The sequence below is a fragment of the Taibaiella soli genome (assembly GCF_003236175.1).
In the GTDB taxonomy this organism is placed as follows: Bacteria; Bacteroidota; Bacteroidia; order Chitinophagales; family Chitinophagaceae; genus QKTW01.
On sequence record NZ_QKTW01000002.1, the window covers coordinates 78,274 to 96,586 of the forward strand.

An 18,313-nucleotide genomic window follows, 5' to 3' on the forward strand; every position below is an offset into this window, starting at 1 on the left:
GGCGAATTTTACCCCGAATTTGGGATTTTTCAAAACCTTATGACCTTCTATATTCGCACGGATTAATATAACCTATATGAAGAAATTTTTTCTTGCAGCGAGCCTTATCAGCGTTGCATTTGCATCTTGTAAGCCGGGCGACGGCGATGGTATCGGTACTATACCTGGTAAATGGTATTTCGAGACAGATATACACTCAACGGTAGTTAATGGAAAACTACAATCGATGGATACTGTTTCTATCAACGATGGCTCTTACATGGAGTTTACGAACGATGGGAAAATTTATTCTTACAACTATAATGCCGGTGGAAATTCCAGCTATTTCGATACCGGATCTTACAGACAAGATGGCAACATACTTTACATGACCGATTTTACCAGCAATGAATCCGACACCTTAATGATTTTAAAAATCACTACGAATCATCTGCAAACTTATACCTCTTACCAGGACGTCATAAATGGTGACACTGTTCTTAAAGGGGATATGTTGTTTTCTCATAAATAGTTTCGGATAAAAAGGAAAGCCTGCTCTTGAGCAGGCTTTCCTTTTGTTAGGACTATTCAACGCTTTTGGGAAATAATCCTCATTTTTTGAAAACAAATCGGACCAAATTTTAATCCTGCTGAATCTGTAAGCCATACCTGAAAGCCCGTCTGTTCATGAGACAGATTTTTGCTATAGTTTTTCTTGACTAAAACGATCTGGAATTGTTTATTGTATTTTAGGCCAGCGTTTGAAATATTTATACCGGATAGCAGGCATAGATTTACAGAAAGAAGTATGATTGTTATTTTTTTTCATGTAAATGATGAAATTCTCATTAAGTAATTTCCTCAAAAGCCCAGTTGTTGAGCGTATGGATCGCTCCTTTTTTCACAACAGTGCGATATAACTCAACTGCATTCTTCAATACTTCTAAATTGCCACATGCAATATACTTAGAGGACTGTTCAATAATTTGAATATTAAACATCCTTAAATTCGCTGCTGAAAATTTTTTTAGGGGTTTAAAGGTTGAAGAAAAAATGCGATTTGAACTGACAGCCATTAGGATATCTGTGTCATTAAATTCTGAAAACTTATTTGAAAAGTTTTTAAAAAGAATAGGATTGTCTCCAATGACGCAAACATCTTCTGCGACTTCATGGATATTGTATACTCTTTGCCCCTTGATACCATTTAAAATCATTTGATCGATGTGATGTTTAAATAGGCCTGCCCTATTAATTTTATTCATTGCTGCATCGCTATGCATATGATTGAGCTCGATACCATCTACTAAAATTTTAGAGTTTGCGAAGATGTTGTCTGCTGCAAAGTCAGTAGCGGGAATTCTCCAAAATAGTGTAATAAGAAAAAAAATCATTTTGGAAACTTTTTCATCAGTTAAATCAATTTTTTGCAGCGGTGCGCTTTGTAATTCATAAATTATTTTGCTGATCTGATTATCAATTGTAGAATATAAGGAATCTTCTAAAATGGAACTAGTGTTCTTTTCATCAATTTGCAGAGTATTCCTATCGTTTTCAAAAAAGATAGATTTAGGTGGCCTTGGTTTGCTTAAGATCTCATCTTTGTTTTTATCAAAAATGTATAGGAGGCCGTTCTCGTTTTTAAATCCATTTATTAAAAATTGGGGGATGTAGTGGTGCCGTGACGACTTTTTATTCAAATATTTTCCAAATTCTGTGTCCTCGATATTCACTGTTTGATTTTTGTTTTAATGGGTATTAAAATATGCTTGAGATGTTAGATCGTCTTGTGTTAAATTAAGGCGTAGACTTGCAGATGTTTGATCTTATTTTACAATTTTGCAACCCGTTTCATCATATGTCCACTATCATTTGTAATATCCAGCAGGTAAATGCCCGGTGGGAAGCCTGTCAGATCTATATCCTTCGTCAAGCCATTTACTGTTTCATTCTTTAATAAAACCCCGCTCATGTTCAGCAGTTTTATAGTTGCTTTTGCAGACTGACTGAAACGTACGGTAAATATATCTTTTGTCGGATTTGGGAAAACCGTGACGGTTTCGTTGGCTAATTGTACCGGCGAAATAGCTGTTGGTCCGCCGATACGGTATAACTCGGCGCCAATGGCGTTTTCATAATCAGCGTCGAAGAAAAGCATATTGTTGCAAATCTCGAAATCTCCGGATACCCATCCATTACTGTCTGCAAAGGAAGGCCAAAGCTTTTGCGTGCCATTGGTCGTACCGTCGGTAGTCCAGATCTGGATGCGTGTGGTGTCGTTTGCTTCAAAATAAAGCAGGCCGTTAAATACTTTCATTCTATAAGGCGCACTGCTCATCGGCGAAGGATAAGAAGGCGGCGTCGGAAAAATATCTTTGATCATATAAGTGCCTGTATCGGTAGCATCTGTCACCCATAGTTCTCCGCCCAGTGAATCTGCACCATCAAAATAAAGTTTATCGTTGTAGGCCGTGAAGGAGAATGGCTCCAACGCACCCGGCCAGAGTGCTACGGTGCTAAACATATGAGTGCCTGTGTCCGTACCGTCGGTGCTGTAAAGCCCGCCATAACCGGCAAAACAAAGCAGGTTGTGATATACGGTCATGCCGTGGGCAAAACAATTGGAACTACCGTAGGCAATGTCTTTCAGCATATGTGTGCCGGTATCGGTACCATCGCTCGACCAGACTTCTGTGCCATGTGTGTAATCGCTGGCGGCAAACCATAGTCTGTTTTTGTAAACAGCGAAATGCGGATAATAAGTTTGTATCGTCAGATTGCCGGCAACATTATCTAATATCCTTGTGCCGGTATCCGTGCCGTCGGTCGACCAGATTTTTACATCAGACTGCGGCGCATATGCCTGAAAATAGAGGCGTCCGTTGTATTCAATAAGATTTGCGGGGTTTGCGTCGGCTTGCTGATTCAATTCTTTGACGATGTGCGTGCCGGCAGTAGTACCATCTGTCACCCATAGATTGGTGGTAGGGTAGGTGCTGTCTCGGCCCGCGAAATACATTTTCCCGTTGAATAAAGTCATGCGTATTGGCAATGGCGATACATCGTGTACTTGTACCGTTCCGGCGGCGGTGCCATCTGTAGACCATAGATGATAATGCATGCCATCGTCCCAGGCACCGAATAACATTTTCCCATTCATTACGCCGAGCGGGAATGCGTCTGAGCTTGCATCGCCCGGATTGATGTCTTTGACAAGATGTGTTGCTGCGTTAGTGCCGTCTGTCACCCATAGTTCTCTGCCATGTACACTGTCGTTGGCGTTAAAGTATAATTCGTTTCCGTTAGTGCATTTGGCAACGGCCGAATTGCCGATATCGCTAAAGCCTCCCGGACCGGTATTGATGTCTTTTACAAGTACGGGCATTTGTGCAAAGGAGGTACTTACAAAGCATAGGAGGATCAATGAGGTAAATGTTTTCAACATAAAGCAGTGTTTAGTGGTGTGGATTGTTTGGGATGCTAAGTTGAATAAAATGTTTAATATAAAAAAGTGCAGATCCCAGGTGGTTCCCGGGTTCTTAGAAAAACAAAAGCCTGCTCACGGAGCAGGCTTTTGCAATTATATTTTCGGCAGTAGTTCGTCAAATAATTTGTGCATCTGGCTAAAACCCTGAAATGGACTATCCGGATTAAATTCCTTGTCTTTGGATCGCTCGCGGGCTTTATCTAATTCACCTTTCAGTCGTTTATAGATATCGTTATCTGGTCTCTTGTAAAATTTTTCTGACTTCTCGTAACCGGTCAGATAATGCTCTAACCGCTTTCCTGCTTCGCCGCACTTACGAAAAGGTGCGTTACAATATTCAAAATGACAGAGCAGCCAGTATTCAAGACAGGGGTGGTTCATAATAACAACGACGTTTGCCGGACAGTTCGCTTTATACTCGAGAAATGTATTCAGCTGTTTTTTCTGATCTACAATTACATCCATGTCTATAATCCAGAAAACTTTGTCGTAACCTTCTGCAACAAGTGTCTGCACTTTTTTGTACTGATCCTCTAAGCCTTGTCTTTGTTGAATTTTTGGTTCGATATTGACGTTAATCCTATCTTTCTCGTGCTGTTTTAGTAATTGAAAATACCAGGCTTCGGTTTGTCCTTGAGTTGTCTTGAATTCTTCGGTCTATTCGCCATCGCTAAAGTCAATATAGTAGTCCCCTAAATTTGGAATGCCGCCCAGCTTACCAATCTTGTAAGCATTGTAGACATTGCTTGTGTCTCTTATTACAGATGTATCAAAGTCTGCGAGTGAATACAAATTGGTAGCGCTTTCTTCGTCTTTCTCTGTAAACCAGATCGCGTCATCTCGGAAGATGTCGCGGTTGTTTAAAATCTCCCGGTTGTGTGTAGTTGCGATGAGTTGCGATGATTTTGCATTGACTAAAAAGGATAATAGAAAATGATTGAAGAGGTCTGGATGGAGTGACAACTCTAATTCATCTATTTGAACAATGGAGGTGCTCTTTATGAGTATGGTAAGCAAACCTGCAAGTCCATAATAGCGTTGTGTACCTAACGATTCAATGCTAAACGGCAAAAAGTACTTTGTTCCGTTTATTGAATGCTCAAATTCGATACTCATTAATTTATCTGATTTGATTTTCTCTTTTATGTCATCGGCAACTCCTGCTTCATTTAAGGCATTCATTAGGTTAATACTAAAATCGGATTGGTCGTCATTAAGAATGATATCAGATATGTTAAGGTCTGCTTTTTTTAGAATCTTAATGATGTTCGACTTGTGTATCCTACCGATATCGATTAAAGAAGTGATAAACCTATCGAGCATAACCTCGGGGTCTATGAGCAAAGACAAACAATTAATAAACCAATCCACAACTTCACCGAGAACCTTAATGTCAATGTTAGTTTTTAAAAAGCCTCCTAGTACAGTATTATTCCAAAGGGTGTTGGATTCAAGTGCTCTTTTGGAGAACTTATCTACGATAAATTTTCCTCCAAATGTTATGTGAGAGAATTGGGTTTCGCTGTCAGTAGTGCGGCGATATACATTGGCTTTGCCGCAGTCGAGTCTTTCATTAGCAATAGCCTGATTATAGACTTCGACTTCATAAAAATACTGTGTATCGTTATGGATAAATTCGATAGATAGTTTGGCGGGCTCATGACTTGAAAATTTGTCGAATAGAAACGGCTGGAATTTTAAACGTTCTGTTTTTTTATCAGCTGGAAAGAGAACCAATTCTCTCAAAAAATCCAAAGCCCTCAACACCGTCGTTTTCCCGGAAGCATTGGCACCATATATCAACGCCATTTTGAGCAGTCGTAAACCGCTTTTGGTATGAATGATGTACTGATCTTCTAAGTGCTTTGACTTGTCGGCAACGAAAGAAAGGGTCTGTTTATTTTTTATGGAGCCAAAATTCTGAATGCTGAAATTGACTATCATGGGCTGTTTTTTGTAAATGAATTACAAAAATAGGGGATTGAAGTGGTTTTTTTCGGGTGGTCAGGGGCGAAATCAGATTGTGACGTTCTTATGCCTGGTCCTCACAAAGACTGTATGATGTGTTCCCCAACCTAATGTTTAAGCCTGTAAGGCTGATGGCAACCTGATTTCGGGTTTGATAATAGCAAGTGTTTGATACGGGAAATGCTCAATAGTAGCGCTGGTGACGAACGGAGCGTCGCAACTATGTTTTACCGGAGGTACGATGCTGGTAACCATAGGACAATATCCGCCTATCTTTCCCAAATTCCATTATCTTCGCAGCCTCTAATAAACAACAATGTTACAAACTAATTATCGTCCGCAGTCCGGCCAATGGTGGGTGTACCCGAAAGGGCACCAACGTGTTTACGTAGAGCACCTAAAGGCCGGGCTGCTGTCATTTTTAGAACTATGGTAAGGATTACCGACAACAAACTGATCATTGAACTGGAAAGCAATTTCCCTGCGCTCTTGCTTCGAGATCTGCAAGAAAGCCTGATTACGGTACTGAAACGGTACAATGAAGACCGGAACGAAGACCGGCTCTATGATGTTAATTGCCTCACGTTGCTGCAGGCTATGCTTCCGGAACCGGAAGATCTGGAACGGGCTTATGACATAAAAGCTTAACGAAAAATCCCTCCGACACTACTATCGGAGGGATTTTTTTTCGGGGGAAACCAATCTCTGCTATCTATTTCAGTTTCCGGATGGCAAAAGCATTGGCGGCTTTCATCTCTTTACTATTGGCCATGTACAGTGATTTGAGATATTTCTTCACCGATTCGGCTACTGATACAAGGCCTGTCACGGGGGCGTAAAGTACTTGCTGGCGCTGCGCTGTAAGCAATTTCATTTGATTGCTGGCTGCTGTCCATTCACCATTGAGTTGTACAAGATTTTGCACTTTTTCCTGTAATGCGGTTATTGTAACTTCTGTTTCGTTGGGATGATACAGCGGCTCGGCTGTCAATATATTTACGAGTTGCACAAAATTGGCCAATTGTGCATCATAACTGCGCTGGCTTACGGATCTTGTTTTGGGCAGGTCTTCTGGCTTTGCATCTGCGGCCGGTGCTTCCGGCGTGGTCATTCGTTTGCCGCGTGCTTTTGCTACATAATGATGTGCGGTTTTTAATACATCCGACGACGGATTTATGGCTTCCAGTCCGTTTGCCAGACGTGTAATAAGTTTAGGAAGCGCCCCGTAAGCCAGTATGCGTGCATTTGTTGCTTTTGATAATGCAATCTCTGCGGTATTTATCTGATCCATGACGTCTATCGCTGTGCTGCAGGTAGTATTGAGTTGTACTACCGTAAGTTCGGGCCTGCTGGGACGATAGCTGGAGCCCAGTGATTCACAGAACTGGATCAGTCCTTTAAAATTGGCGACATTCTTATAATGTCCGGTTTCGTTATTTGCGTTTGCCATTATACTAAGTTTTTTGATACTAGAATCAACTGGCGTGCCAAATAAATTATCGTAATGTTTAATTGCATGCTTTCTTCGCTTAAAGGATTGTTTTACAAAAGGAAGAATTTTTTTAGGCCTGGGATATAACTGCTTGCATAAAGCAGTGCACTACTTGTATAATGGAGTGCACTACTTGCGTAAGCGAGTGTACTACTTGCGTAGTGGAGTGTACTACTTGCGTAGTGGAGTGTACTACTTGCGTAAGCGAGTGTACTACTTGCATAAGCGAGTGTACTACTTGCGTAATGGAGTGCACTACTTGCGTAGTGGAGTGCACTACTTGCGTAGTGGAGTGTACTACTTGCATAAGCGAGTGCACTGCTTGCATAATGGAGTGTACTACTTGCGTAATGGAATGCACTACTTGTATAAGCGAGTGTACTGCTTGCGCAGGTCAATGTACTCCGTAGGGATATAATCTCATTTCTTCCGAAAACTTATTTTAGATGCTGTATTTTTCAGGAGAAATCCCATAAAGCTATGTCTGTCACCACATCGAAAGAAGGAATTCCGGTAAAAAATGCCGGATTGGTCATTGTCAATAATTATGTGCCGATGCTTTTTGAACGGCTGGGTCTGATGCAAAATCGGGCTTTTGTCAATGCATCGGCGCAAGAACAGGCTGTTCAGTTCCTGCAATACGTAGCCACCGGTTTGACGAATACTGAAGCGCGTTTCCTGCAGCTTAATAAAGTGCTTTGTGGTTTGCCGTTGGCGCATCCGGTACCTGAAGAAATTGAAATTTCGGACGAGCAGGAAAAACTAATTAATGGCTTAATCACATCAATGCTCAGCTACTGGCCCGATGCCGGTACAAAGTATCTGGATGGCTTTCGGGGAAACTGGTTGGTGCGCGATGGCCTGTTGATTGAGTCTGCTGATAGCTGGGAGCTTAAAGTAGAAAGGCGAGCGTATGATGTTTTGCTGAACAAATCACCGTTCTCTTTTTCCAATATTAAATACCCATGGATGGACAAGCCATTGCATGTGGTCTGGAAGTTTTAAATCTATAAAGTCGGCTTATCGTTTTTTTTGAAATCAAGAAAGTAAAAATCATCATGTTAAAATCCAACATCAAAACGCCCGGAGTATATATCAATGAGGTCAATGACTTTTCAAATGATGTAATACCGGTAGCAACAGCTGTTCCCGCTTTTATTGGCTATACGCCACAAGCAGTTTATGAAGGAAAGTCGTATACTAATGTAGCGCAGAGAGTGACTTCATTCGCAGAGTTTAAGGCCATTTATTGTTTTCCGGATCCGCCGGCACCAGCACAGCCCGCTAAACAGTATCAGCCACAATATTACCTTGTGCCGCAAAAAGCGCAGCCCGCTGCTGGCGATTATTTGTTGCTTGATGGCACTTACTACGTGCTTTTACCAGACCCTGATACGGTTTACTATTTATACAACAGCATCAGGCTGTTCTTTGAGAATGGCGGGGCAGAAACTTATATCGTTTCTGTGGGTAGTTATGGTCCGTCTTCGGGTAAAGCAGCGAATTTCGGTGAACAAGTCATTAATGCTAATGTGCAGCTAAACGATTTGCTGCATGGCCTGCAACTGCTTTCAAACGAATCAGCACCTACGCTTTATATCTGCCCGGATGCAACTCTGCTGTCGGTTGCCGATAACGGAAGCCTGATGCAGGCTATGTTGAAACAGAGTTCCGGCATGATGACGTCTGTATCTGTTTTTGATATCATTGGCGGTAAAAATCCAGATCCGATTCAATACATGAATGACATCACTGCGTTCAGAAATAATACCGGAGTAGAAGGACTGAGTTACGGAGCTGCATATTATCCTTTTATTGGCACTACTATTATGCAAAGCAGCGAGATCGATTATACGAATCTTTTCGGTAGTGATGTAAAACAGTTGGCTGGCATATTGAATCCGCCTGCAAATCCAAACATGGCAGTCGCCGAAATTATTTCGAATATGGAAACGGCACCAAACGCTCTTTCCGTTGCCCAATATAATCAGACCTTACTCAATGCCAGCAAGACATACGGCCAGATTATCAGTCATGTACTGGCAGATGCAAATCTGCTTCCTCCCAGCGGTGCAATGGCTGGTGTGATGACTACGATGGATAATCAAAATAGTGTCTGGACTTCGCCTGCCAATGTTTCGATCGTTGGTGGTGTGTCACTACCGATCAAATTGTCTGACGGACAGCAGGGTAATCTTAATGTTGATGTTGTGTCGGGCAAGTCGGTTAATGTGATTCGTTTTTTCAATGGCATTGGTATCCTGGTATGGGGTGCGCGTACACTTGACGGTAACAGTATGGACTGGCGGTATATTTCGGTGCGTCGTACCATGAACTTTCTGGAACAGTCGTGTAAGCAAGCAGCGCAGGCTTATGTTTTCGCGCCTAATGTCAAAAATACCTGGGAGACTGTAAAATCAATGATCAGCAGTTTTCTGACCAATATATGGAAGCAGGGTGGCTTGCAGGGAGCCAGCGCTGCCGATGCTTTTTCTGTTGATTGCGGCCTGGGTACAACGATGACCAGTGACGATATTTTGAACGGTTTTATGAATGTAACGGTAAAGGTTGCCGTTGTAAGACCGGCTGAATTTATTGAGTTTACATTCCAGCAGCAAATGGCTGTTTCGAGTTAATGATTATTGCAACAATTTCGGTGAACGCATAAAAACAAAATAATGGCAACAGATAGCAACAACGCGGCAGGTGCAACATGGCCTATGCCAAAGTTTAGATTTGAAGTAGATTTTGGAACAGAATTAAAGGGGATCATCTTTCAGGAAATATCCGGAATGGATGTGGAGGCTCAGATAATTGAGTACCGCAAAACGGATAACCCAGTTTTTTCGACGGAGAAAATGCCCGGCATTACGAAACATGGCAACATTACTATGAAGAAAGGCATGTTTGCCAATGATAATAATTTCTGGGATTGGTATCAGCAAATAACGATGAACAGCATTCAACGTCGTACTGTAGTGATCCGGTTGCTGGATGAGCAGGGAAACGCTACGATGCAATGGCAGCTGGATAATGCCTGGCCTACAAAGACAAGCAGCACAGATTTAGGATCGGAGGGCAATGAAGTGGCGGTAGAATCGCTTGAAGTTGCTTATGAAACTTTAGTCATAACCGCCGGCAAGTAATGATAAAAACAGCCACCATTTCAAAGTGCAAATGGTGGCTGTTTCAATTCTGATCTCTGTTTTTATTTGCCGATCCTTGCTTGCTGATCTTGCGGATAGCGTGCGCCGGAGATTTCAATTTTAGCGGAAGCTTCGTTGATCATTTGCAGATCTTCCTGGGTCAGTTCTACTTTTGCTGCGCCGGCATTTTCTTCCAGACGATGAATCTTTGTTGTTCCCGGAATTGGCGCAATCCATGGTTTCTGCGCCAGTATCCACGCCAACGCAATCTGTGCAGGAGTGGTGTTTTTTGCTGTCGCAATGCTTTTTACCAGGTCTACCATGCTTTGGTTGGCTTTTCTGTTTTCTTCAGAGAAACGCGGTAATCCGTTGCGGAAATCTGTAGGGTCGAATTTTGTGTTTTCATCGATGGCGCCGGTTAAAAATCCTCTGCCAAGCGGGCTGAATGGTACAAAGCCGATGCCTAATTCTTCCAGTACCGGAAATATTTCTTTTTCCGTTTCGCGCCACCATAAAGAATACTCACTTTGCAATGCGGTAATTGGCTGTACTGCATGCGCTTTACGAATGCTTTCAACACCGGCTTCACTCATTCCGAAATGTTTTACTTTCCCTTCCTGAATCAGATCTTTTACCGTTCCGGCAACATCTTCTACCGGTACATTCGGATCAACGCGGTGCTGATAGAACAGATCGATCGCATCGGTCTGCAGATGTTTTAACGATGCTTCTGCAACGGCTCTGATCCGTTCAGGACGGCTGTCCAGTCCTTGTTTCGGATCGCCGTTGAGAAAGCCAAACTTTGTGGCGAGCACTACTTTGTCCCGAAATGATTTTACCGCTTTACCTAACAGGGCTTCGTTGCCGCCCTGGCTATAAGCTTCGGCTGTATCGAAAAACGTGATGCCCAGCTCGTAGGCTCTGTGGATTACGGCTATTGCATCTGCTTCATTGGCTGCAGGTCCGTAGCCGAAAGTCAGGCCCATACAACCTAGTCCCAGTTCGGAGACTTCGAGTCCGCCTTTTCCTAATATTCTTGTTTTCATTTTTTTGTATTTAAAGATTGAGATCGATTAACTGATGCTTGCTTCATCAGTTTTGTAAGGCAAATTTCAGCAAACGTCAAACGTCAAACGTCAAAATTCAAAAAAAATCAAAAGTCTCGCTGAAACACTTCAACGCAAATCTGAGACTTGCACCGTGGTTCGACACAAGGGCGCTGTGCTAACGCTCACCAGATGAGTAAATCAGACGTCAGGAAATCAGCCATCGGTGGTTACTGGCTGGAATGGGATAAATTTTGGCGTTTTTAGAAAATGCGAACAGGTTTCGTTGCGATAATTTTGCGGCGGAAAATGTGATTATGAAGATCCAAATTGTATTAATTGCGTTGCTGGCGGTTGTAATTGGCGGATGTACAAAAGAGAATAAGACATTTACGCTGAAGACAATCAAGCTGAACAACTATCTGCGTGCTAATTTACCTGCACAGAAAGTTTACCTGAAAGTTTTTGATGATGCTAATGCTGCGGCACTTGCCGAAACAGAGCTGTATGCGAGCGATCTTTCGCTGCCGGCAACATTAAATGTTCACCCTTCGGCAGACATGACTTTATATAAGAAAGGGTATCATGTTGAGCTTTGGGGAGATTCAACCGGTTATATCGCCAGTTGTAATATTCACATGGATGACTATAAAATTGTTTTCCCAATAGACATGGATGTAAAGAACGATAGTCTCAATGTAGATATTATGGGTGGCTGGCGATAATGCAGACACTCTGAATTTTCAGGTGTACAAGAAGTTGCCGGCTCGGTTTAAAATACGATCTGCCCCTGATGAATTAATGATTTTACCGGAGAGATTCTTGATACCGCTTCCGCAGAACAACTCGCATCAATCAGTACCATGTTGGCAGCATCGCCTTTTTTAGGCCATTGTTGCACGCCTTTATCATCTAGTGGCAGTACATTTCCTGTGGCGAGTTTTAAGCTTCTGGATAGTTGGAATTCTGTAGCGTAGTTATATAATTGCGCCATTGTATTTGCCTTCTCCAGTACACTGCCGGATCCCAGATTACTCCAATGATCGATAATGCTGTCGTTTCCTGTCATCACATTTACATTGTGTTTGTAAAGTGTCGGGATTGGCATTACGGGGCCCGCAAAAGGAATGGTAGAGATAATGCCAATTCCGGCTGCGCCTAACTGCACTGCGATTTCTTCTTGTTTTATCTTATCGATCATGCCGAGCACAAAGCAGTGACTGATGAATGTTTTGCCTTTCAACGAAGGATTCTCGTTTACCTTTTTGATCAGATATTCGACGGTTTGCAATCCTGATTGTCCTCGTTCGTGCAGGTGAATATCGATTCCTTTATTATTATCCAGTGCGAGTTGAACGGTGAAGTCTACTGTTTTTTCAATAGCGCCGTCAACAGTGTACGGGTCGAGACCGCCAATGAAATCGATATCCATTTTCGCAACCTCTTTCATCAATGGTGCAGTGTCTGTATAGAATACACCATGCTGCGGAAACGCCACGAGTTCTGCACCGAAACTTTTCTTCTTGTTTTCCAGTGCTTTTTGGAGATTGTTTAATGACTGCAGTTGGGACGTAGGTTCAATATTGACATGACTGCGGGCGAAGCCAGTACCTTTTGATTGCAGCAGTGTAATAAGCTTTTCCGCATGCTCGGTTGAGTGCTTCAACATTTCAGGGAGCATTTGCTGCTCCAGCGCAATCATACCTTTAATACCACCACTTACGTTTTTCGTGGCCTGCCATGGTCCGCCGTAGAATGTCTTATCGAGATGGATATGCATATCCCTGAAAGCGGGAAGCATGAGCCAGCCTTTAGCATCGATTGCGTTTGATGCATTCGGATTATTGGCAGTAATACTTTTAATTTTTCCGTTTTCAATCGCAACACAAAACAGTTCTGTTTTTGTTTGAACGACCTCATCTTCGTCATAGATGAATCCTGTTTCAAGTCGTACATTCTTTAGCAGCAATGTTTTTTCGCTTGCGCCGGCGAAGGCTTCTACAGAAGATGCCAGCAATCCGGAGGCAAATGCCAGTCCGGCCATTCCAAATCCTGACATTCTTATAAAATCTTTGCGGGAAATTTCCTTTTGCTGCATAATACGGTCGTTTTTACAAAATTACCGAGCGGGTGGTGGAGGAGCGTGTAGGATTTATGCCATGGCTTGAAAGATTTATTAATCAGCGGTAATGATAAATTTTTCAAGCATCCGTATAGATAACGCAAAGTTTTAGCCTGATTTACTAGTTACTTTGTTGTTGCAAACTGAGAAAATATAAGCGATGGATAAAATAGTAAATAGCAGTAACTATACGTTTAAGAACGTGTTGCTGGAAACGGGTTTTGAATATGATGGTGATGAAGTAGTGCATACTAAAACGGAGCTTTTCTGTGTGGAAGTAGCTGGAGATAAGATCAAATCGGTCATGCCTAACGACCTCAATAAAAATGCGATCGATGCGAAGGGTTGGCTGATGCTTCCCGCGTTTAAAGATATGCATGCGCATCTGGATAAGAACCTTTATGGACTGCCTTGGCAAGCCGTTTCAGATACGCGCAAAACGGTAAAAGATCAAATTGCCTACGAACAGAAAATGATTCCTGAATGGTTGAAAACTTCTGTGGAACGTACCGGCAAACTGATTGATTTTCTGCAGTCGAACGGCACACATTTTATACGTTCGCATTTCAACATCGATCCGACTTCCGGTTTTGATTCTTTGAAACATCTGGAGATAGTCTTGGAAAATAAAAAGAAGACAATTGGTGCAGAGTTGGTTGCATTTCCGCAGCACGGCGTGTTTTATACGGACACCGCTCCGCTGTTGAAAGAAGTGGCCAAAATGAACATTGATTTTATCGGTGGTGTAGATCCATATTCTATTGACGGAAGTATCGAAAAAACGATGGATCTCATTACGCAGTTGGCATTAGATAATAATAAGGGAATTGATATTCACCTGCATGAAGTAGGAGTGACAGGTAACAAGACGATTGAGTTTCTCATTAATAAAGCAAAAGAAAATCCGGCGCTTCGTGGCAAAACCTTTGTGAGTCATGCTTTCACGTTGGGACACCTTTCTGATCTGGAGACGGAGCGCATGGCTGCCAATCTTGCGGAGGCAGGTGTAGGTATTGTTTCTTCGGTGCCATTTGGAAATACGGTAATGCCAATACCATTGTTGCGCAAACATGGTGTAGAAGTGCTGATCGGCAACGATAACATCCAGGATCACTGGAACACATTTGGTCCGGGACATATGCTGCAGAAAGCGAGACTCATTGCGTCGCTTTATGGGTATACTTCGGAATGGGCATTGTCAAGAACGCTTGGTTTTGCAACCAGATACCAGCTTCCATTAGACGATAAAGGAAATCAACAATGGCCGAAAGCAGGCAATGATGCCAGTTTAGTGTTCCTTGAAGCTTCGTGCTCTGCTGAAGCCGTGGCAAGAGTTTCGCCTGTGAAATCGTTGGTGCATCAAGGGAACGTCGTTTTTTAAATTACGAAGTCAAAATTCAAAAGTTAAAATCTCCAACGTTTTTAGGACGTTGTAACTGTAACGGGATTTTAGTTTAAACGCCAAGTATTTTTTGACTTTTGAATTTAAAAGATAAATCTTTCAAGCTTTGAGATGGAAACTGCAAAGCTTCGTTATGACGACCAGATACCTTTGTTGAGACTAAAAAAATAATCATGAACAATCTGAAAAAATTAAGTTCCGTTCTTTTTCTCGCAGTATGCAGCATCGTTTTTTTTAGCTGTAAAAAGGATAGTGATACTGCACCGAAACAGCTTACGCCGAGTGAAACACTCGCCAGCATTTCCTGGTTAACTACAAATGCAAAAAATAGTGCGGGTGCAGATGTCGCGTTAAACGATCCGAATGTTTCGAATTTTGTTGGTTATGCTTATTTCAAAGCAGATGGCACGTTTACGATGTTCAATCTGGATGATTCTCCAAAAATGCATGGCGACTGGTCTGTTCCGGCTGATGGAAAAACGCGTACAGTCGTTGCGAAAGATGCGAATGGTGCTGTGTTGTTTACCCGTGTAGTAGACATCGTTGTGCTGACACAGCAAGAGTTTACTTACCGTGTGTTTCCTGATGCTACTGATAAGACAATATACTTTGATATTATCCATACGCCGACAACTCACACTGAGCCAAAATAGTGGTGCGCTGATTTGATAGAAAGGATCGATCTTGTTTTCAGGATCGATCTATTTTTTTGCCGTGAAAATTCCATATTTTAGAAGCTAAGCTTCCAATTTAATTATTCCGGTATGAAGATGTATGATGACACTAGTTACATTCCTGTTTTAGGTATTCATGAATTCAGAAAAGGTCAGCTGGCCGGGAGGGAAGAGTTTCTCTTTAATGAGCTGCACGGTGAACGGCATATAGATAAACCGCACAAGCACGATTTCTTTATCATTAATCTTTTTGAATCAGCCAAAGGTGTTCATACGATCGATTTTCACGATTATCCGATCGGAAATAAACAGATACATGTATTGTTTCCTGGCCAAGTTCATACATGGAAGATCAAGCCCAACACAACCGGTTACCAGCTGATGATACAGCAAAACTTCTTTGAGCGTTTTGCACCATTTTTCCGTTTCTCGTTTTCTAATTATATCAATCATCCGGTCATTCCGCTGAGCAACGAAAATTTTAATCTGCTGAAATATGAATTTGACGCGATAAAAGATGAATTAAACGCAGCAAACTCCGTATCCGAAATTATTAGTGCAAGAGCTGCCGTCGTTGCTGCAATTGTAAGTAAAGAGGCGGAGCATGTTTTCACCGATCTGAAAGTTTTTCAATCAAATCCGAGGCTTGCAAATTTTAAGGCGTTGATCGATAAATTTTACAAGGAGGAAAAATTGGTTGGTTTCTACGCGGAAAAGCTGCACATCACCGCTAATTATTTGAATATTCTCTGTAAAACTCATCTTGATGTATCGGCTACAAAATTGATACAACAGCGTGTATTGCTGGAAGCGAAACGACTCCTTCAAACATCAGACCTTTCCATAAAAGAGATTGCATTCGAATTGGGTTTTGTAGATCACGCGTATTTTTCCAATTTTTTTAAAACCCAGGCTGGAATTACGCCTACGCAATTTAGAGAAGGGTAATTGGATTAGTCGATAGTGGCTGTAAAAACTTTTACAAAAATAAAGGACAAAAATGTCTTTTATTTAAAAAGTCGTTACCTTTGAATGGAAATACAGCACCGGATTTTATGTCCCTTTTTGATAAGATAAAGAGAGTAAGGTGTTTAGATTCGATAGAATAATGGCTGACAAAAAAGATATAGCGACGATCGAAGATGTCCGGATACTCGTTGATGATTTTTATACTGATGTCCGTGCAGATCCGTTGTTCGGCGATATTTTCAACAACATTCTTGAACACAGATGGCCGCAACATCTGGAAAAAATGTATCGTTTTTGGCAAACGGTATTGCTAGAGGAACACACCTATCAGGGCAGTCCATTTTTGCCGCATGCGAAGATGCCTTTGGATACAACGCATTTTTCAGCCTGGGTATCTCTCTGGCATAGAATAGTAGACAAACATTTTGCGGGTGAGCGGGCTGAGGAGGCAAAATGGAGAGGGAATAAAATGGCGGTTATGTTTCTTTCAAAAATTGAGTATTACAGGGAACATCCGGCAACACCACTGTTGTAGTACACCGCTGGATTGACTTTCATTTCTAAGTGATAAATTTTAAAACGATTAGTCATGAACATTTCAAACGAAAATATTATTGGCGCAGTTGTTGCGCAGGATTATCGTACCGCTGCTGTGTTTGAGCGAGCAGGCATTGATTTTTGCTGTAACGGCGGCCGAACTATCGGTGCCGCTTGTGAAGCGCAGAAGATCGGATCTGCCGACTTGATTCAGGAGTTGGAAGAAATTGTGAAAACTTCGCGGTCTGGGCAAAGTACTACCGCCGATTATTCCTCATTTCCATTAGATCTGTTAGCTGATTGGATAGAAAAAAAACATCACCGTTATGTGAGCATGCAAATACCGGTGATACAGTCTTTTTTGGAGAAAATTGTACATGTGCATGGCGCGAAACATCCTGAACTGGCCGAAATAAAAGCGCATTTCGATGCTTGCGCAATGGAACTCACCGCGCATATGAAAAAAGAAGAGCTAATACTTTTTCCGTTTATCCGGAAGATGGTTCTGGCGAAATTAGAAGGTCGTAATGAAATAGCGGTGCCTTTTGGAACGGTACAGAATCCGATACGGATGATGATGCACGAGCACGATGTTGAGGGAGAAAGGTTTCGCAGCATAAAATCGCTCAGTAATCAGTACGTTGCTCCGGCCGACAGTTGCAATACATACAAAGCGGCTTTTGCAGCATTGCAGGAATTTGAAGAAGATCTGCATCTGCATATTCACCTCGAAAATAATATTCTGTTTCCGAAGGCGATTGTGCTTGAAGAATCATTTTAAAGAGCAAGGCGATGAAAAGACATAAAGGTATTCAACCGTTATCCAGATATCATCATGCCGGCTTGTTGTTTTGCTGGAAGATAAGACAGGGCATTGAGAAGAATGTTTCAGCACAACGTTTGCGGCTTTATGTAAAGCATTTTTGGGAGGGACATTTGCAAGTGCATTTTAAAGAAGAAGAGTCGATGTTGTTTCCATTATTGAAAGATGATATTACTGAGCAGGCAATAAGAGAGCACGGATACGTTGAACGGCTTATTGGCATGATAGTCCCGGCAACGGAAAATGAAATGGGTCAGTTTAAGGAGCTTGCAGATGCATTGGATAACCATATTCGTTTTGAAGAACGGGTAGTATTTCCACACATAGAACGGGAGGTGCCAGAAGAAACGTTAGCGGCACTCGGAGACCGTCTGTCGCAATTGCATGGGATTTTAGAACAGGATAATTCCCCGGATACTTTTTGGGTATAAAATGAAAAAAAGTTATCGGTAAATAATGAAACCCCTTGCGTTAAGCGATGGCAATCGAATAGGAAGCGACTGTTTCTGTTTTAAGAAGCGGTCGCTTTTTTGCAATACCTTTTTACAGATACTATGTGCCGGAAACGCTTAAACACACTTAAATTTGCAACAGGATTCCTGCGTTTTCGATAGAAAGAATGGCCTTAGTAGTGACTGTTGAAGAAATCGTTTTCATAATGTAATGCA

Annotated in this window: 20 protein-coding genes and 1 pseudogene; 12 read left to right on the forward strand and 9 right to left on the reverse strand. The window is 42.0% G+C overall.

Annotated features, from left to right (window positions below; all coding sequences use genetic code 11):
• Positions 1 to 76: 76 nt before the first annotated feature.
• Positions 77 to 511: a hypothetical protein gene (locus DN068_RS00655; RefSeq protein WP_110996947.1), complete on the forward strand. Its 435-nt coding sequence runs from the start codon at positions 77 to 79 to the stop codon at positions 509 to 511.
• 316 nt (positions 512 to 827) lie between these two features.
• Here DN068_RS00655 and DN068_RS00660 read toward each other — a convergent pair whose 3' ends face one another.
• From DN068_RS00660 to DN068_RS22015, 5 genes and pseudogenes are all read right to left on the reverse strand, one after another.
• Positions 828 to 1,712 carry a DUF4238 domain-containing protein gene (locus DN068_RS00660; RefSeq protein WP_110996948.1) on the reverse strand — a complete coding sequence of 295 codons (885 nt, stop codon included), beginning with the start codon at positions 1,710 to 1,712 and terminating at the stop codon, positions 828 to 830.
• 98 nt (positions 1,713 to 1,810) lie between these two features.
• Positions 1,811 to 3,424: an ELWxxDGT repeat protein gene (locus DN068_RS00665; protein WP_110996949.1), complete on the reverse strand. Its 1,614-nt coding sequence runs from the start codon at positions 3,422 to 3,424 to the stop codon at positions 1,811 to 1,813.
• A 135-nt stretch (positions 3,425 to 3,559) separates the two neighbouring features.
• A pseudogene (locus DN068_RS00670) lies at positions 3,560 to 4,090 on the reverse strand (RloB family protein); the annotation flags it as partial.
• Positions 4,091 to 4,123: 33 nt separating this feature from the next.
• On the reverse strand, positions 4,124 to 5,410 hold the full coding sequence (locus DN068_RS00675; RefSeq protein WP_110996951.1) for an AAA family ATPase: 1,287 nt from the start codon (positions 5,408 to 5,410) through the stop codon (positions 4,124 to 4,126).
• A gap of 138 nt (positions 5,411 to 5,548) precedes the next feature.
• Positions 5,549 to 5,716 (reverse strand): hypothetical protein, encoded by a 168-nt coding sequence (locus tag DN068_RS22015; protein ID WP_165836238.1) that lies wholly within the window; start codon positions 5,714 to 5,716, stop codon positions 5,549 to 5,551.
• A gap of 147 nt (positions 5,717 to 5,863) precedes the next feature.
• Here DN068_RS22015 and DN068_RS00680 point away from each other — a divergent pair, with 147 nt between their 5' ends.
• Positions 5,864 to 6,082, forward strand: coding sequence for a hypothetical protein (locus DN068_RS00680; RefSeq protein ID WP_110996952.1), 219 nt, complete (start codon positions 5,864 to 5,866; stop codon positions 6,080 to 6,082).
• 64 nt (positions 6,083 to 6,146) lie between these two features.
• Here the strand turns inward: DN068_RS00680 and DN068_RS00685 are convergent, their stop codons facing one another.
• Together DN068_RS00685 and DN068_RS21910 are read right to left on the reverse strand one after the other, a co-directional pair.
• Positions 6,147 to 6,884, reverse strand: a complete 738-nt coding sequence (locus tag DN068_RS00685) for a hypothetical protein (RefSeq protein WP_110996953.1) — start codon at positions 6,882 to 6,884, stop codon at positions 6,147 to 6,149.
• Positions 6,885 to 6,976: 92 nt separating this feature from the next.
• A complete protein-coding gene (locus DN068_RS21910) occupies positions 6,977 to 7,324 on the reverse strand; it encodes a hypothetical protein (RefSeq protein ID WP_123985173.1) in 348 nt (115 codons plus the stop codon).
• Between the two features lie 82 nt (positions 7,325 to 7,406).
• Here DN068_RS21910 and DN068_RS00690 point away from each other — a divergent pair, with 82 nt between their 5' ends.
• The 3 genes from DN068_RS00690 to DN068_RS00700 are packed head-to-tail and all read left to right on the forward strand — an operon-like array spanning position 7,407 to position 10,072.
• Entirely contained in the window at positions 7,407 to 7,931 is a 525-nt protein-coding gene (locus tag DN068_RS00690; RefSeq protein WP_110996954.1) for a contractile injection system tape measure protein, read from the forward strand.
• A 53-nt stretch (positions 7,932 to 7,984) separates the two neighbouring features.
• Complete coding sequence (locus tag DN068_RS00695) at positions 7,985 to 9,562, forward strand: phage tail sheath family protein (RefSeq protein WP_110996955.1); 1,578 nt, start codon at positions 7,985 to 7,987, stop codon at positions 9,560 to 9,562.
• A gap of 42 nt (positions 9,563 to 9,604) precedes the next feature.
• Positions 9,605 to 10,072, forward strand: a complete 468-nt coding sequence (locus DN068_RS00700) for a phage tail protein (RefSeq protein ID WP_110996956.1) — start codon at positions 9,605 to 9,607, stop codon at positions 10,070 to 10,072.
• A 62-nt stretch (positions 10,073 to 10,134) separates the two neighbouring features.
• Here the strand turns inward: DN068_RS00700 and DN068_RS00705 are convergent, their stop codons facing one another.
• Positions 10,135 to 11,118, reverse strand: a complete 984-nt coding sequence (locus DN068_RS00705) for an aldo/keto reductase (protein ID WP_110996957.1) — start codon at positions 11,116 to 11,118, stop codon at positions 10,135 to 10,137.
• Positions 11,119 to 11,435: 317 nt separating this feature from the next.
• Here DN068_RS00705 and DN068_RS00710 point away from each other — a divergent pair, with 317 nt between their 5' ends.
• Positions 11,436 to 11,843 carry a hypothetical protein gene (locus DN068_RS00710; protein WP_110996958.1) on the forward strand — a complete coding sequence of 136 codons (408 nt, stop codon included), beginning with the start codon at positions 11,436 to 11,438 and terminating at the stop codon, positions 11,841 to 11,843.
• 47 nt (positions 11,844 to 11,890) lie between these two features.
• Here the strand turns inward: DN068_RS00710 and DN068_RS00715 are convergent, their stop codons facing one another.
• Positions 11,891 to 13,216 carry an amidohydrolase gene (locus DN068_RS00715; RefSeq protein ID WP_110996959.1) on the reverse strand — a complete coding sequence of 442 codons (1,326 nt, stop codon included), beginning with the start codon at positions 13,214 to 13,216 and terminating at the stop codon, positions 11,891 to 11,893.
• A 184-nt stretch (positions 13,217 to 13,400) separates the two neighbouring features.
• Here DN068_RS00715 and DN068_RS00720 point away from each other — a divergent pair, with 184 nt between their 5' ends.
• From DN068_RS00720 to DN068_RS00745, 6 genes are all read left to right on the forward strand, one after another.
• Positions 13,401 to 14,621, forward strand: coding sequence for an amidohydrolase (locus tag DN068_RS00720; protein WP_165836239.1), 1,221 nt, complete (start codon positions 13,401 to 13,403; stop codon positions 14,619 to 14,621).
• 194 nt (positions 14,622 to 14,815) lie between these two features.
• On the forward strand, positions 14,816 to 15,295 hold the full coding sequence (locus DN068_RS00725; RefSeq protein WP_110996960.1) for a DUF4822 domain-containing protein: 480 nt from the start codon (positions 14,816 to 14,818) through the stop codon (positions 15,293 to 15,295).
• Positions 15,296 to 15,406: 111 nt separating this feature from the next.
• Complete coding sequence (locus DN068_RS00730; RefSeq protein WP_207798824.1) at positions 15,407 to 16,264, forward strand: AraC family transcriptional regulator; 858 nt, start codon at positions 15,407 to 15,409, stop codon at positions 16,262 to 16,264.
• Between the two features lie 160 nt (positions 16,265 to 16,424).
• The gene (locus DN068_RS00735) at positions 16,425 to 16,820 is read left to right on the forward strand and encodes a group III truncated hemoglobin (protein ID WP_110996961.1); all 396 of its coding nucleotides are present in this window, start codon (positions 16,425 to 16,427) and stop codon (positions 16,818 to 16,820) included.
• A 54-nt stretch (positions 16,821 to 16,874) separates the two neighbouring features.
• Positions 16,875 to 17,603, forward strand: a complete 729-nt coding sequence (gene ric, locus DN068_RS00740; RefSeq protein WP_110996962.1) for an iron-sulfur cluster repair di-iron protein — start codon at positions 16,875 to 16,877, stop codon at positions 17,601 to 17,603.
• Between the two features lie 11 nt (positions 17,604 to 17,614).
• On the forward strand, positions 17,615 to 18,076 hold the full coding sequence (locus DN068_RS00745; protein ID WP_110996963.1) for a hemerythrin domain-containing protein: 462 nt from the start codon (positions 17,615 to 17,617) through the stop codon (positions 18,074 to 18,076).
• Positions 18,077 to 18,313: the final 237 nt, after the last annotated feature.